Genomic DNA, 15,470 nt, shown 5'->3' with positions numbered 1-15,470 from the left:
CCGCCGGCCGCGGGAGCTCCCGCCGCCGGCGGTCTTTCTTTTGGCACGGCAAATAGTTCACGAATCGTGGCCACCGCCCCGGGAATCCCCGGATCGGCGTGCGAATCGCGCCCCCCAAAATCCGCGCATTTCTGGCAACGCGTTGGGGCTGAATGATGAGGATGGGTTCGCTGGTTTCTGTCCTGGGGCTCGCCTTGCTGACCGGCTCGGTCGCGCAGGCTCAGATCAAGATCGGCCAGACCGCCGATTTCAGCGGCCCGGCCGGCGTCATCGCCCAGCAGAACCGCGACGGCGCCAAGCTCTATTTCGACCAGATCAATTCGCAGGGCGGCATCTCGGGTCAGAAGATCGAGTTGGTGACGCTGGACGACAAGTTCGATCCCAAGGCCAGCGCCGCCAATGCCAAGACCCTGATCGACCAGGGCGTGCTGGCCCTGTTCATGACCGGCGGCACGGCCCAGAACGAAGCCATCCTGCCGCTGCTGGCCCAGCACAAGCTGGCCCTTGTGGCACCGGTCAGCGGCGCACTGCTGCTGCACGATCCGGTCAACCCCTACGTGTTCAATGTTCGCGCCGGCTATCACCGCGAGGCCGAGCGGGCCGTGGCCCATCTGCGCAACATGGGCGTGCAGAGCCTGACGGTGCTGCAGTCGGAGGACAAGTTCGGCAACGACGCCGCCCAGGCGGCCCTGCGCGGCCTGAGCACCGCCGGCGTGCGGCCGCGTGCCCATCTGAAATTCGCTCCGCAAGCCGCGGCCTACCAGGGTCTGGCCCAGCAACTGGCCAAGGCCGACATGCAGGCCGTGCTGCTGATCTGCGAGGCCGATGCCGCGGCCGGCTTCATCGCGGCGCTGCGCAGCGCCGGCTCCATGGCCCAGGTCGTGACCCTGTCCAACAATGCCAGCCCGGCCTTCGTCGGCAAGCTCAAGGAGCAGGGCCGCGGTGTCATCGTGACCCAGCTGTTCCCCAACGAGCGCTCGGCCTCGACCGAGCTGGTGCGCCAGGCCCAGGACCTGGCCAAGTCGCGCGGCACCGGCGAGCTCAGCCCTGCCCATCTGGAGGGATTTGCCGCCGCCAAGGTGCTGGTCGAGGGCCTGCGCCGCTCCGGCAAGGACCAGAGCCGGGCCAACCTGGTCAAGTCGCTGGAGAGCATGCAGCGCTTCGACCTCGGCGGCCTGGAGCTGAGCTTCAATGCCAAGAAGCACAGCGGCCTGGACTTTGCCGACATCGCCATCATCGGCCCCGACGGAAAATTTTGGCGTTGAGCAACTGCTGACCCAAGTCAAGGCGCGTCGGCAACCGCGCCTGCAGCATGGCGGCTTTTGATCAAGCGCCTCGCCATGCACGCTGCTGCTGCCCTCAATACCGTTCCCGACGACTTCGATGCGCTGCTGCGGCGCAGTGGCCTGAAGGCCTTGACGCTCAAGGGCCGGCGCCTGCTGCCCATCGTGCAGGGCGGGATGGGGGTGGGCATCAGCGCGCAGAAGCTGGCGGGCGCGGTGGCCGCGGCCGGCGGCATGGGCACGCTGAGCTCGGTGGACCTGCGCCGCCACCATCCGGACCTGATGCAGCGCACCGAAGGCCATTGCCACGGCGAAGAGGCCAAGCGGGTGATCAACGAGGCCAACCTGGAAGCGCTGGGCCGCGAGATCGCCGGCGCCCGCGAGCGCAGCCAGGGCCGCGGCCTGGTGGCGCTGAACATCATGCGCGCGGTCAGCGAGTACGCGGCCTCGGCCAGGAAGGCGCTGGAGGGCGGCATTGATGCCCTGGTGGTCGGTGCCGGCCTGCCGCTGGACCTGCCCGACCTGGCCCAGGAGCATCCGCACACGGCCCTGATCCCCATCCTCAGCGATGCCCGCGGCGTGCAGCTGATCCTGCGCAAATGGGAGCGCAAGAAGCGCCTGCCCGATGCCATCGTGATCGAGCATCCGCGCCTGGCCGGCGGTCACCTGGGCGCGGCGCGGATTGCCGACCTGAACGACGAGCGCTTCGACTTCGAGCGCGTGATCCCCGAATGCCGCGAGCATTTCGCCAGGCAGGGCCTGGACATTCCGTTGATCGCCGCCGGCGGCATCCGCACGTTCGAGGACATCCTGCGCCTGCAGGCCCTGGGTGCGGCCGGCGTGCAGCTGGGCACGCCGTTCGCCGTCACCGAGGAGGGCGATGCCCACCCCGAGTTCAAGCGCGTGCTGGCCGAGGCGCGCGACGAGGACCTGGTCGAGTTCACCAGCGTGGCGGGCTTGCCGGCGCGGGCCGTGGGCACGCCCTGGTTGCGCTCCTACCTGAAAATCGAGCACAAGCTGCAGGCCGTGGCCCAGGTCAAGAGCCGCTGTACCAAGGCCTTTGACTGCCTCGCCCAATGCGGCCTGCGTGACGGCCTCAAGGACTGGGGCCAGTTCTGCATCGACAACCAGCTGGCGGCGGCGCTGCGCGGCGACGTCAGGAAGGGCTTGTTCTTCCGCGGTGCCGGCAGCCTGCCCTTCGGCAAGCAGATCCGCAGCGTTCGCGAATTGATGGAGCGACTGCTGACCCCGGCACAGGTGGCCCAGGCCCTCTGACAGAATCGGCCGGGTGTCCGGCGCCTCGTCTCAACCTGCCCACCCCGCTGCTTCGCTGGCCCCCGGCCTGATGCTGGCCGGCGCGGGCTCGATCGCGTTCTCGGGCAAGGCCATCATCGTCAAGCTGGCCTATCGGCATGGTGTCGATGCCGTGACCCTGATCATGCTGCGCATGCTGTTCGCGCTGCCGTTGTTTCTCGCGCTGGCCTGGTGGGCTGGCCGAGGGAAGCCGCCGCTGACCCGCCGCGACTGGATCGCCTTGCTGGGCCTGGGTTTCTCGGGCTACTACCTGGCCAGCTTCCTGGACTTCGCCGGCCTGGCCTACATCAGTGCCAGCTTCGAACGCCTGATCCTCTACCTGAACCCCACCCTGGTGCTGTTCCTCAGCTGGGCCCTGCTGGGCAAGAAGGTCGGCGCGCGGCAACTGGCGGCGCTGGCGATCAGCTATGCCGGCGTGCTGCTGGTGTTCGGCCAGGAGCTGCACTTGCAGGGCAGCCATGTGATGCTCGGCGCGGCCCTGGTGTTCGGCAGTGCGCTGAGCTATGCGCTGTACCTGATGTACAGCGGCGAGGAGGTGAGGCGGCTGGGCGCTTTGCGCCTGACTGGTCTGGCCACTTCCATAGCCTGCCTGCTGTGCATTGCGCAATACCTGCTGCTGCGGCCGCTGTCCGGCTTGGCCGAGGTGGCCACCCCGGTGCTGTGGCTGTCCCTGCTCAATGCGACAGCCTGCACCTTCGCGCCGGTGCTGATGGTGATGCTGGCCATCGAACGCATTGGCGCGCCGCTGGCGGCCCAGACCGGCATGATCGGCCCCATGTCCACCATCCTGATGGGCGTGCTGATCCTGGGCGAGCCCTTCACCCCCTGGGTGGCGGCCGGCACCGTGCTGGTGATGGCCGGCGTCTGGCTGCTGACCCGTTGGCGCTGATCCAACAAGCTGGGGAAGCGCCGGGCCTGAAAGCCCGGCGGCACGCTGACAATCGCCGCTCTTCCTTACTCATCGCTGGATGCTGCCGATGCGCTGGTTTCGCCGAATTCTGCTGAGCCTGGTCCTGCTGCTGGTCCTGTTGGCTGTCGCTCTCTACCTGTTCCTTAAATCCAGCCTGGCCCGGTTGGATGGCGAAACCGCCGCGCCGGTGTCGGCCGCCGTGGAGTTGCTGAGAGACGAACGCGGCTACCTGACGGTCAAGGCGCAGAACGAGGCCGACGTGGCCCGCGGCCTGGGCTATGCCCATGGCCAGGAGCGCTTCTTCCAGATGGACCTGATGCGCCGCAATGCGGCCGGCGAACTGTCGGCCCTGGTCGGCGCCAAGGCCGTGCCGCTCGACCAGTCGCGCCGGCTGCATGCCTTCCGCCAGCGCGCCGAGCGCGTGCTGGCTGGGCTGCCGGCCGAGCAGCGCCGCCTGCTCGAGGCCTATGCGCAAGGCGTCAACGAAGGCCTGCAGGCGCTGGGCGCGAGGCCGTTCGAATACGGCCTGCTGCGCCAGTCGCCCCAGCCCTGGGTGCCGGCCGATTCCATGCTGGTCGTCTATGGCATGTACCTGGACCTGCAGGGCTCGCAGGGCCGTGACGAGCTGGCGACTTCCTGGCTCAAGAACGCGGTACCGGCCGACTGGTACGCCTTCCTGACCCAGCACAGCGCCGACTGGCAGGCGCCGCTGGACGGCAGCGATGTGAAGCCCGTGGCGGTGCCAGCCAGCGCCTGGCCCTGGCAGGGCGTCAAGAGCGCCTGCGGCGACTGCGGCCTGCGCGACAGCCGCGACCTGGGCAGCAACAACTTCGCCGTGGCCGGTTCACGCAGCAGCCATGGCGGCGCCATCCTGGCCGACGACATGCACCTGGGCCTGCGCGTGCCCGGTACCTGGTTCAAGGCCAGCCTGGAATGGCTCCAGGACGGCCGCAACATCAAGGTCAGCGGCGTCAGCCTACCCGGCACGCCGGCCATCGTGGCCGGCAGCAATGGCCGCGTCGCCTGGGGCTTCACCAATGCCACGGCCGACTGGGCCGACCTGGTGGCCGTCAAGCTCAACGCGGCCGGCACGCATTACCAGAGCCCGCAGGGCGAGAAGCCGCTGGTCAAGCGCATGGAGCGCATCGAGGTCGCTGGCGGCCCGGCGGTCGAGGTGGCGTTCCAGGACAGCGAATGGGGCCCGCTGCTGCCGGCGCCGCATCAGCAATACGCGCTTCACTGGGTGGCCCATGACCCGCAGGCGCTGAACTTCCGCCTGCTCGACATGGCCCGTGCCGCCTCGCTGGACGAGGCCATGCAGATCGCCGTCGGCGCCGGGCTGCCGGCGCAGAACATGCTGGTGGCCGATGCCGCCGGCCGCGTGGGCTGGACCATTGCCGGCCCGGTGCCGCTGCGCCAGCTGCAGGACTTCGACCAGCCGCAGGACTGGAGCGCCGCCGGCACCGGCTGGACCGGTTATGCCGCCTTCGACCAGCACCCGCGCCTGCTGGATCCGGCCGATGGCCTGTTGTGGACCGCCAATGCCCGCGTGGTCGGCGGCTCGATGCTCGCCCTGCTGGGCAATGGAGGCTACGACCTCGGGGCCCGCGGCCAGCAGATCCGCGACGACCTGCGCGCCAAGCCCAAGCATGACGAGGCTTCGCTGTATGCCGTCCAGCTGGACCACCGCGCCGTGTTCCTGCAGCGCTGGCGCGGCCTGCTGCTGGACAAGGTGCTGACGCCCGAATTCGTCAGCCGCGAAGGCCTGGCCGACTACCGTCGCTTCGTCGAGACCCAAACGGCCGAGGCCGCCCCGGGCGCGGTGGGCTACACCCTGGTGCGCGCCTTCCGCGACCAGGTGCTGGAGCGGCTGTTCGCGCCGCTGGCCACCCAGCTGGAAGCCAAGCAGCTGAGGATGCGCGAGCTCAAGTGGGTGCCCGAAAACCCCGGCTGGGCCCTGCTTCAGGCCGGCCGCGAGGACGTGCTGCCGGCCGGCGTCAATAGCTGGGAACAGCTGCTGCAGCAGGCCGTGCTGGCCAGCCGCGGCAAGGTCCAGGAGAAGACGCCCAGCCTGGACCAGGCCGGCTGGGGCCAGCACAACAAGGCCCAGATCCAGCATCCGCTCAGCAGCGCCTTGCCCTTCCTGGCCTCCTGGCTGGACATGCCGGCCACGCCGATGGCGGGCGACCGCCACATGCCGCGGGTCCAGATAGGCAACCATGGCCAGTCGGAGCGCCTGGTGGTGTCGCCGGGCCGCGAGGCCAGCGGCATCCTGGTGGTGCCGGGCGGCCAGTCGGGCCATCCGTTGTCGCCTTTCTACCGGGCCGACCACGAGGCCTGGCTGCAGGGCCAGCCGCTGTCCTTCCTGCCGGGCGAGACCCGCCATCGCCTGTTGCTCAAGCCCCGCGGCTGAGACCTCTTGAGGGGATTGGCGCCGCGGCCGGAGCGGCGCAAGAATCAAGCCCTCGCCGACTGTCCGGCGTCCACGGAGCTTCATGATGAGCCGCCTTACAAGCAAGAACACCCTCCTGATCGCCGGCCTGCTGAGCCAGGCCCTGGTGGCAACGGCCTGGGCCGAAGAGGATTCCAAGGTCGAGACCTGCCCCAAGAAGCTGGGCACGATCGCCGTGGTCGAGCCGCAGCAGGGCTGGCACCACATCTCTTCCTACGGCCTGGGTTCGCCCTCGGCGCTGTTGCGGCTGATGATCCAGAAGTCGGGCTGCTTCGACGTGGTCGAGCGCGGCCAGGCCATGGCCAACATCCAGCAGGAGCGCGCCCTGGCGGCGGGCGGCGAGCTGCGCCAGGAATCCAACGTGGGCAAGGGCCAGATGCAGACGGCCGACTTCGTGATGACGCCCAATGTGCAGGTTGGCGCCAAGACCACCGGCGGCATAGGCGGCTTCCTCGGCGGCAAGCTGGGCGTGCTGGGCGCCATCGCCGGCGGCCTCAAGTTCAAGGAAGCCTCCACGAGCCTGATGATTGCCGACGTGCGCTCCAGCATCCAGGTGGCGGCGGCCGAGGGCAAGGCCAGCAAGACCGATTTCTCGGTCGGCAGCTGGGGCTATGGCGGCGGCGTGGTTGGCGGCATGGGCGGCTACACCAGCACGCCCGAGGGCAAGGTCGTGGCGGCCAGCTTCCTGGACAACTACAACAAGATCGTGGTCGAGATCCGCGACAAGGACAGCCTGATCAAGGCCAGCAGCGCCTCCAGCGACATCAATGCCGCCGGCTCCACCAAGGCCGAGGCGCCGCAGCCGGCAGGCCAGGTCGTGCACGCCAAGATCGCCAATGTGAAGGCCTATGCCGAGCCTTCGCGCGACTCCAAGGTCGTGGCCACGCTGAGCAAGAACGACGACCTGGTGGCCACAGGCGAGGTCAAGAACGGCTTTATCCGCGTGGATGCATCCAACTTCAGCGGCTGGGTGCAGCGCACCCTGGTCGGACCCTGATTGCTCAGGCCTGACGGCGCCCGGCGGAGACCAGAATCCCGCCGGCAATCAGCGCAAAGGCCGCGCCGTGGTACCAGGCCGGCCCTTCGCCCAGCAGCGTGGCCGACATCAGGGCCGCGAACAGGGGCGTCAGGTTGACGAAGAAGGCCGCCAGGGCCGGACCGGCCAGCGACACGCCCAGGCCCCAGCAGCGGTAGGCGATCAGCGAAGGGCCTATTGCCACGTAGAGCAGCACCCAGGCAAGACCTGGCCCTAAGTGGGTGGCCTGTTCGCTGTAGCTTTGTTCCAGGCCAGCCATGGCCAGGGCGATGGGCGCACCGAAGGCCATCTGGGCCATCAACAGGGCGGCCCAGTCCCAGCGGCCGGTGGTCTCGTCCCGCATGCTTTCGGGAGGTCGGGCCAGCAGCCAGCTGTAGACCGACCAGCTGAACACGGCCAGCAGCATCAAGAGGTCGCCGGCCACGAAGTGCACCTGCAGCAGCGCGGCCCAGGAGCCGCGCGCCAGCACCAGGGCCACGCCGACCAGCGAGAGCAGGGCTCCCGCCAGCTGGCGGCGCGTAGGCATCACCCGGTAGAACAGGGCGCCGACCGAGAGCATCCACAGCGGCATGCTGGCCGCGATCAGGGTGACGTTCAGCGCCGTCGAGCTGCGCAGTGCCTGGTACTGCAGGGCGTTGTAGCAACCCATGCCGAGAAAGCCGAGCAAGGCCAGGTGGCGCCAGCGCTGCCACAGCGGCGCCGGTTTGCTCATCACGGATCGGGCACTCGCCGAGACCAGCAGCAGCAGCAGGGCCGCGAGCGCCCAGCGCAGGCCGTTGAGCAGCAGCGGCGGAATCTGGCTGGCCATGTGGCGGCCGACCACGGCATTGCCGGCCCACAGCAGCGGCGGCAGGGTCAGCAGCAGGGCCAGTCGGGGAGTCAGCTTCATGCCGGCAGCGTTGGCGAAAGGCTGGCACGATAGCGGAAATCCAAAACCGGAGTGACGCGATGACGACAGAGACCGTGGTGCGCATCCACCAGGCGGGTGGCCCTGAACAACTGAGGCTGGAGCAGGTCGAGGTGGGCGATCCGGGGCCGGGCGAGGTGCGAATCCGCCATGTGGCCTGCGGCCTCAACTACATCGACATCTACCACCGCAGCGGCGCTTATCCGCTGCAGCTGCCGCAGACCCTGGGCATGGAAGGTGCCGGTGTGATCGAGGCGGTGGGCGAGGGTGTCACGCACCTGGCCGTCGGCGACCGGGCCGCCTATGCGAGCCAGCCGATAGGCGCCTACTGCACGGCCCGCGTGATGCCGGCGCGTTCGGTGGTGCGGTTGCCGGAGGCCATCTCCTTCGAGACCGGCGCGGCCATGATGCTCAAGGGCCTGACGGCTCAGTACCTGCTGCGCCGCACCTTGCCGCAAGGCGGCTTGCAGGCGGGCGACACCATCCTGTTCCATGCGGCGGCCGGTGGCGTGGGCCTGATCGCCTGCCAATGGGCCAAGGCCCTGGGCCTGCAGCTGATCGCCACGGCGGGCTCGGATGAGAAATGCGCGCTGGCCCTGGCCAATGGAGCGGCCCATGCGATCAATTATCGCAAGGAAAAATTCTCCGAGCGGGTGCGCGAGATCACCAGCGGCCGCGGCGTGAAGGTGGTCTACGACTCGGTCGGCGCCGACACCTTTGAGGGTTCCATCGATTGCCTCAGCCCCTTCGGCCTGATGGTCTGCTTCGGCAATGCCTCGGGCCCGGTGCCGCCGCTCAACACCGGCATGCTGGCGGCCAAGGGCTCGCTCTACCTGACCCGGCCCACGCTGTTCACCCACCTGGCGACGCGCGAGAGCAGCCAGGCCATGGCCGACGACCTGTTTTCGGTGGTGCAGAGCGGCGCGGTCAAGATCCACGTCTCGCAGCGATATCGGCTGGCCGAGGTGGCCCAGGCGCACCGCGAGCTGGAAGCGCGGACGACGACCGGCTCAGGCGTCCTGCTGGTCTGACGACGGATCGGCCGCGGCCGACGCAGCGGCCTGGACCGGCAGCGCCGGCGCCGGGCCGGCGTCACGCAACACCGTGATCTCGAAGCTGAAGCAGCTGCCGGTGCCGGGCTGACTCTCCACATGGACCCGGCCGCCCATCAGGCCGACCAGTCGCTGCACGATGGTGAGGCCGAGGCCGGTACCGCCGAAGCGGCGGGCGATGCTGGTGTCGCCCTGGCTGAACGGGTCGAAGATGCGGCCTATCTGCTCGCGCGACATGCCCAGGCCGGTATCGGTCACCGAGAAGCTCAGGTGCACCGGCTCGTTGCCGGTCGCCGGCCTGTCGTCGTCCAGTCGGCTGACCTCGATCCGCACCTCGCCGCGCTCGGTGAACTTGACCGCGTTGCCCACCAGGTTCATCAGCACCTGACGCAGGCGCAGCGAGTCGCCTATCAGGTAGGGCGGCACACCGGGCTGTATGCGCGCGGCGAGCCGCAGGCCCTTCTCATGGGCCTGCAATTGCAAGGGCTGGGTGGTGTCTCTCAGGCAGTCGTGCAGAGCAAAGGGCTGCTGCTCGATGGCGACCTTGCCGGCCTCGATCTTGGCCACGTCCAGCAGGTCGTTGATCAGGCCCATCAGCGACTTGGCCGAGTCGTGGGCCATCTGCACGAACTTGCGCTGGCGCTCGTCCAGCTCGCCCTGCAGTACCAGCTCGGTCAGGCCCAGCACACCGTTCATGGGCGTGCGGATCTCGTGGCTCATATTGGCCAGGAAGCTGCTCTTGGCCTGGCTCGCCGCCACGGCGGTCTCGCGCGCCACGGTCAGCGCCTGCTGGGCGAGGCGGAAGTCGTTGATGTCGCGGGCGTTGAACTGCAGCACCGGGTCGCCGCTGACCGGGTCGCGCATGGGCCGCGCATCGATGCTGTGCCAACGTATGCCCTCGACGGTGTTCAGCTCCAGCTCGGCCTGGAAGCTCTGTCCGGACTGCACATGGCGGCGCACCAGCGAGGCCAGGTCGGGGCTGGCGAACACATCGGCAAAGCCGAGCGCACCGGGCTCGGCCTGCACGCCGAAGGCCAGGGCCGCCGCCGGGTTGAGGAACAGGGCCTGGCCGTCGCGCAGGCTGAACATGGCGATGCGGGCTGTCGTGTACTGCAGGGCTTCGACGCCGCGCAGCATGCTCTTGTCCGTGCCGTGCGGCAGGCTTTGCGCGGCCAGCAGCATGACCTGGCGGCGGTCCGGCGTGAGGATGCCGCGCGAGGCCAGCATCACCGTCATGGCCTGGCCCTTGGGATAGAGCGTCCACTGCTCGCGCACGATCTTGCCCTGGGCATGGTCGGCGGCCGTCACGGCCAGCCGTTCGCGCACCTGCTCGGTGATCGCCTGGAAGCTGCGCGAGAGGAACATCTCGGCGCTTTCCAGCTGCCAGAAGCTCAGCGCCGCCGCATTGGCCCAGAGATTGCGCTCGGCCTTGGGGTCGAACACCCACATCGGGGTGTCGAGCCAGTCGTAGTGCGTCAGGCTGGAGAAATCAAGCATGGGTGGTCGGGGCGGCAGCGCGCATTGTGGCGCGTATTTATGGCCTCCAAGTTCAAAGGGCGCTCAATCTCTTGCCAGGGCGGCGCGGTAGGCATGCCAGCTGGCATGACCCAGCACCGGCCCGACCACCAGCAGGCCGGCGAATCCCGGCAGCATGGCCAGCAGGATCAGGATGCTGATCAGGGCGCCCCACAGCAGCATCACGCCCGGCTGGCTGAGGCACAGGCGCAGGCTGGTCAGGGCGGCGGTGATCGCATCGACCTGCTCGTCCAGGATCATCGGGATCGAGATCACGCTGATCGAGAAGATGAGGCCGGCGAACACGGCGCCGACGCTGAGGTAGGTGAGGATGAAGCCCAGGTTCTCCGGGTCCAGCAGCTTGAGCAGGGAGCCGCCGATGTCGGGCATGCCGTCGAAGCTGACCGCGAACACCACCAGGGCCGCGCGACCCCACAGCATCTCCAGGATCAGCAGGGCGAAGCCGAAGATGGCCAACTGGCCGGTGCGGGTGCGCCAGGCGGTCAGCGAGTCGGCCAGGTCGATGGGCTGGCCGCGCTCCAGGCGCAAGCTGACCTGGTACAGGCCCATGCACAGCAAGGGACCGAGCAGCAGAAAGCCGGCCGACAGCCACAGGATCCAGGCCGGCGAGCGCTGGTAGGTTTCCAGCAGGGCCCAGCCCATGGCCATGAAGCAGAAGCCGTAGAACAAGCCAATGGAAGGCGCGCGCCGGAAGTCCCGCCAGCCGAGCGCCAGCCAGTGCAGGGGCTGGCCAAGGCTCAGCCGGCTGAGTGGCAGGTCGAAGACCGAGGGGGTCTCGCTGCTGCGTCGGTCATCGGGTCCACCTGTGTCCGCCATCAGGGCAGCCTAGGTCCCGGCGATCGTGACCACCAGCGTAGTAACCAGCAGCGGCTTGACCCTTGTCTCAGCCGCGGCGGACGCGGCGCAGTTCGTCCAGGATCAGCAGCATGGCGCCCAGCGTGATCGCGCTGTCGGCGGCGTTGAAGGCGGGGAAGAACCAGCCGCCGGCGTGGACCTGGAGGAAGTCCACCACATAGCCGTGCCAGAGCCGGTCGATCACATTGCCGAGGGCGCCGCCCAATATCAGCGAGAGCGCCCAGGCGAACAGGGTCTGGTGGCCATGGCGGCGCAGCAGCCAGACGATGAAGACCGTGGCGGCGAGGCCCAGGCCGACGAAGAACCAGCGCTGCCAGCCGGCCGCATGGGCCAGGAAGCTGAAGGCGGCGCCGGTGTTGTGGGCGCGGACCAGGTTGAAGAAGCTGGTGACGAAACGGCTGTCGCCGTACTGGAAGCTGGAGACGATCAGGACCTTGGTCAGCTGGTCGATGACGATGACCAGCAGGGCGATCATCAGCCACTGGATCAGGCGCGCCTGTGAGTTGCTGGCGGGGCTATTACTCGGTTTTGCGGCCATGGGCAAGGGGTCGGACAGTGGCAAAAGAGGGCGCTACTTTAGCGTTTTCCCCCGCGCCCCCGGTCTTGCCGGGCCGGGAGGCGAGGAGTAAAAAGATCGCACCCGGCCGCGCGGCGCCGCCGCTGCCCAACCCACCGGGGCGAGGAGTCGATACATGCGCAAACGCATCTACTGGTTGCTGCCCGATCTGGACGCAGCTCGCAAGACGATGAACGAGCTGCTGCTGGCCCGGATCTCGGAGCGACACATTCACTTCGTCGCCACCGACGGGGCCGACATGGAAGGCCTGCATGCCGCCAACATCCTGCAGACCTCCGACCTGGTCGAGGCAGCGCAGACCGGCCTGCTGGTCGGCGCCGGCCTCGGTGCCGCGGGCGGTGTGGTCGCTGCCTATGTGCTGACCGGCACCGGCGCTGCGCCGCAGGCCGTGGTGATCGCCCTGGCCGGCCTCGGCGCCATCCTGGGCACCTGGTCGTCCAGCATGATTGGCAGCTCGACCCCGAGCCGCCGCCTGAAGCGCTTCGAGAAGCCGATTGCCGACGGCCAGTACCTGCTGATGGTCGACGTGCCGCGCACCCGCGTCACCGAGATCGAGGAGCTGCTGGAGCGCACCCATCCGGAGGCGCATTTCGAGGGCCTGGAGCCCAACGTACCGGCCTTCCCGTGAGGCCATGAAGAAGGGGCGCCGCGAGGCGCCCCTTGTCATTGGCCTGGTCGAGCTCAGGCGATGCTGCGGCCTTCGCCGGCACCGTACAAGTTGCTGTCGCAACGGCCGCAGAGGGTCGGGTGGGTGGCATTGGCGCCCACGTCGGCGCGGTAGTGCCAGCAGCGCTCGCACTTCGGCTGGGCCGAGGGCGTCACCGTCACGCTCAGCTCCTCGGCTGCGGCAATCGATGCTGCCGAGGTGATCAGCACGAAGCGCAGGTCGTCGCCCAGGCTCTGCAAGAGGGCCAGGTCTTGCGCGTTCAGGCCAAGCGCCACTTCGGCTTGCAGCGATGAGCCGACGGCGCCTGTCGTGCGCACGGCCTCGATGGCCTTGTTGACCGCCTCGCGGATCTCGCGGATGCGCGCCCACTTGGCGATCTGCGCAGTGTCATCGGCTGCGCCGCCGAACTGCCAGTAGGTCTCCGTGAAGATGCTCTTGCCGGCGTGGTCGCCATCGAACACCTGCCAGGCTTCCTCGGCCGTGAAGCTGAGGAAGGGCGCCATCCAGCGCAGCATGGCGTGCGTGATCTGCCACAGCGCGGTCTGGGCCGAGCGGCGAGCCAGGCTCTTGGGGGCCGTCGTGTAGAGGCGGTCCTTCAGGACGTCCAGGTAGAAGGCACCCAGGTCTTCCGAGCAATAGACCTGCAGCTTGGCCACCACCGGGTGGAACTCGTAGCGCTCGTAGTGCGAGAGCACCTCGGCCTGGAACTCGGCGGCGCGGGCCAGGGCGTAGCGGTCCACCTCCAGCATCTGCTCCAGCGGCACGGCGTCGTGCTTGGCATCGAAGTCCGCCACATTGGCAAGCAGGAAGCGCAAGGTGTTGCGGATGCGGCGGTAGCCGTCCACCACGCGGGCCAGGATCTTGTCGTCTATGCCCAGGTCGCCCGAGTAGTCGGTCGCCGCGGTCCACAGGCGCAGGATCTCGGCGCCCATCTTGTCGCTCACCGCCTGCGGTGCGACGACGTTGCCGACCGACTTGCTCATCTTGCGGCCCTGGCCGTCTACGACGAAGCCGTGCGTGAGCAGGCCCTTGTACGGCGCGCGGCCGTAGAGGGCGCAGGCGATCAGGAGCGAGGAGTGGAACCAGCCGCGGTGCTGGTCATGGCCTTCCAGGTACAGATCCGCTTCCGGGCCTTCCGCATGCGCGGCGCCGGCATGGCTGCCCTTCAGCACATGCTGGAAGGTCGAGCCCGAGTCGAACCACACGTCCAGGATGTCCGAGCCCTTGCTGTACTGCTCGGCCTCAGCGCCCAGCCAGTCGGCCGGGTTCAGCTTGGCCCAGGCTTCCACGCCGCCGGCTTCCACCAGCTGCGCGGCGCGTTCGATGAACTCCAGCGTCTGCGGATGCGGCAGGCCGCTGTCCTTGTGCAGGAAGATGGGCAGGGGCACGCCCCAGGAGCGCTGGCGCGAGATGCACCAGTCGGGCCGGCCGGCGATCATGTCGCGCAACCTAGCTCGGCCGCTCTCGGGATAGAAGCCGGTGGCGGCTATGGCTTCCAGCGCGGTCTGGCGCAGGCTCTTCTCGGCCTTGTCCTGGGTGAACAGGCCATCGCCTTCGTCCATGCGGACGAACCACTGCGCGGCGGCGCGGTAGATCACCGGCGTCTTGTGGCGCCAGCAATGCGGGTAGCTGTGCGTGATCTTGACGTGGGAGAGCAGGCGGTTGGCGTTCTGCAGGGCCTCGGCGATCACCGGATTGGCCTTCCAGATGTGCTGACCACCGAACAGCGGCAGCTCGGCCTCGTAGGCGCCATTGCCCTGCACCGGGTTCAGGATGTCCTCGAAGGCCATGCCATGCGAGACGCAGCTCTGGAAGTCGTCCAGGCCATAGGCGGGCGCGGAGTGGACCACGCCGGTGCCGTCTTCCGCCGTGGCGTAGTCGGCCAGGTAGACCGGGCTTTCGCGGTCAAAGCCGGCATCCACATGGGCCAGCGGATGCTTGAACTTCAGCATCGCCAGGTTCTTGCCGACGGTGGTGGCCAGCACCGTGCCCTCCAGCTTCCAGCGTGCCAGGCATTTCTCGACCAGGGCCTCGGCCACCATGAAGATGCCGCGCGGCGTGTCCACCAGCGCGTAGCTCAGCTCGGGGTTCAGGTTCAGCGCCTGGTTGGACGGGATGGTCCAGGGCGTCGTCGTCCAGATGACCGTGAAGGCTTCCTTGGACAGCGAGCTCAAGCCGAAGGCCGCAGCCAGTTTCTCGGGCTCGGCGCTCAGGAAGGCCACGTCGACGGCGGGCGACTGCTTGTCGGCGTACTCGATCTCGAACTCGGCCAGCGAAGAGCCGCAGTCGAAGCACCAGTAGACCGGCTTCAGGCCGCGGTAGACGAAGCCGCGCTCGAACAGGCGCTTCAGGACGCGGATCTCGCCGGCCTCGTTCTTGAAGTCCATGGTGCGATAGGGATTCGCCCATTCGCCCAGCACCCCGAGGCGCTTGAAGTCCTCACGCTGTGCGTCGATCTGCTCGCCGGCATAGGCGCGGCTCTTGGCCTGCACCTCGTCGCGCGGCAGGCCGCGGCCGTGGGTCTTTTCGATCTGGTTCTCGATCGGCAGGCCATGGCAGTCCCAGCCCGGGATGTAGGCCGCATCAAGGCCTTCCAGCTGGCGGGCCTTGACGATCATGTCCTTGAGGATCTTGTTGGCGGCATGGCCGATGTGGATCTGGCCATTCGCGTACGGCGGGCCATCGTGCAGCACGAACTTCGGGCGACCGACGCGGGCATCGCGCAGGCGCTGGTAGGTGCCTTGCTCTTCCCACTGCTTGACCCAGCCCGGCTCGCGCTTGGGCAGGTCGCCGCGCATGGGGAAAGGCGTGTCGGGCAGGTTCAGGGTCGAACGGTAGTCGGGCTTGGCGGCGTCGGTCATGGCAGGGCGATCAGTGAGCG

General features: G+C 68.4%; 12 protein-coding genes. 7 read left to right on the top strand and 5 right to left on the bottom strand.

What is annotated here, in order from left to right; all coding sequences use genetic code 11:
- The first annotated feature begins 155 nt into the window (after nucleotides 1-155).
- From QT382_RS06060 to QT382_RS06040, 5 genes are all read left to right on the top strand, one after another.
- Nucleotides 156-1,265 (top strand): ABC transporter substrate-binding protein, encoded by a 1,110-nt coding sequence (locus tag QT382_RS06060; protein ID WP_289253135.1) that lies wholly within the window; start codon nucleotides 156-158, stop codon nucleotides 1,263-1,265.
- A gap of 75 nt (nucleotides 1,266-1,340) precedes the next feature.
- Nucleotides 1,341-2,558: an NAD(P)H-dependent flavin oxidoreductase gene (locus tag QT382_RS06055; protein WP_289253134.1), complete on the top strand. Its 1,218-nt coding sequence runs from the start codon at nucleotides 1,341-1,343 to the stop codon at nucleotides 2,556-2,558.
- A 70-nt stretch (nucleotides 2,559-2,628) separates the two neighbouring features.
- Nucleotides 2,629-3,486: a DMT family transporter gene (locus QT382_RS06050; protein WP_289254702.1), complete on the top strand. Its 858-nt coding sequence runs from the start codon at nucleotides 2,629-2,631 to the stop codon at nucleotides 3,484-3,486.
- A gap of 88 nt (nucleotides 3,487-3,574) precedes the next feature.
- Nucleotides 3,575-5,920 (top strand): penicillin acylase family protein, encoded by a 2,346-nt coding sequence (locus tag QT382_RS06045; RefSeq protein ID WP_289253133.1) that lies wholly within the window; start codon nucleotides 3,575-3,577, stop codon nucleotides 5,918-5,920.
- Nucleotides 5,921-6,005: 85 nt separating this feature from the next.
- Complete coding sequence (locus QT382_RS06040) at nucleotides 6,006-6,956, top strand: CsgG/HfaB family protein (RefSeq protein ID WP_289253132.1); 951 nt, start codon at nucleotides 6,006-6,008, stop codon at nucleotides 6,954-6,956.
- A gap of 4 nt (nucleotides 6,957-6,960) precedes the next feature.
- Here QT382_RS06040 and QT382_RS06035 read toward each other — a convergent pair whose 3' ends face one another.
- Nucleotides 6,961-7,884, bottom strand: coding sequence for a DMT family transporter (locus tag QT382_RS06035; RefSeq protein ID WP_289253131.1), 924 nt, complete (start codon nucleotides 7,882-7,884; stop codon nucleotides 6,961-6,963).
- 59 nt (nucleotides 7,885-7,943) lie between these two features.
- On the opposite strand from QT382_RS06035, the gene QT382_RS06030 reads away from it, so the two are divergent.
- A complete protein-coding gene (locus QT382_RS06030) occupies nucleotides 7,944-8,933 on the top strand; it encodes a quinone oxidoreductase family protein (RefSeq protein ID WP_289253130.1) in 990 nt (329 codons plus the stop codon).
- Here the strand turns inward: QT382_RS06030 and QT382_RS06025 are convergent.
- The 3 genes from QT382_RS06025 to lspA form a co-directional block, all read right to left on the bottom strand.
- Complete coding sequence (locus tag QT382_RS06025; protein WP_289253129.1) at nucleotides 8,913-10,451, bottom strand: ATP-binding protein; 1,539 nt, start codon at nucleotides 10,449-10,451, stop codon at nucleotides 8,913-8,915. The two genes, QT382_RS06030 and QT382_RS06025, sit on opposite strands and share 21 nt — an antisense overlap.
- Before the next feature lie 63 nt (nucleotides 10,452-10,514).
- Nucleotides 10,515-11,306, bottom strand: a complete 792-nt coding sequence (locus QT382_RS06020; RefSeq protein WP_289253128.1) for a DUF2189 domain-containing protein — start codon at nucleotides 11,304-11,306, stop codon at nucleotides 10,515-10,517.
- 67 nt (nucleotides 11,307-11,373) lie between these two features.
- Nucleotides 11,374-11,883, bottom strand: a complete 510-nt coding sequence (gene lspA / locus QT382_RS06015; protein ID WP_289253127.1) for a signal peptidase II — start codon at nucleotides 11,881-11,883, stop codon at nucleotides 11,374-11,376.
- A 154-nt stretch (nucleotides 11,884-12,037) separates the two neighbouring features.
- Between lspA and QT382_RS06010 the strand changes: the two genes are divergently transcribed.
- Nucleotides 12,038-12,550, top strand: coding sequence for a DUF1269 domain-containing protein (locus QT382_RS06010; protein WP_289253126.1), 513 nt, complete (start codon nucleotides 12,038-12,040; stop codon nucleotides 12,548-12,550).
- Between the two features lie 53 nt (nucleotides 12,551-12,603).
- Here the strand turns inward: QT382_RS06010 and ileS are convergent, their stop codons facing one another.
- Complete coding sequence (ileS, locus tag QT382_RS06005; RefSeq protein ID WP_289253125.1) at nucleotides 12,604-15,450, bottom strand: isoleucine--tRNA ligase; 2,847 nt, start codon at nucleotides 15,448-15,450, stop codon at nucleotides 12,604-12,606.
- Nucleotides 15,451-15,470: the final 20 nt, after the last annotated feature.

Source organism: Pelomonas sp. SE-A7, assembly GCF_030345705.1.
Classification (GTDB): Bacteria; Pseudomonadota; Gammaproteobacteria; order Burkholderiales; family Burkholderiaceae_C; genus JAUASW01.
This window is presented reverse-complemented; position numbering and strand designations above follow the sequence as displayed.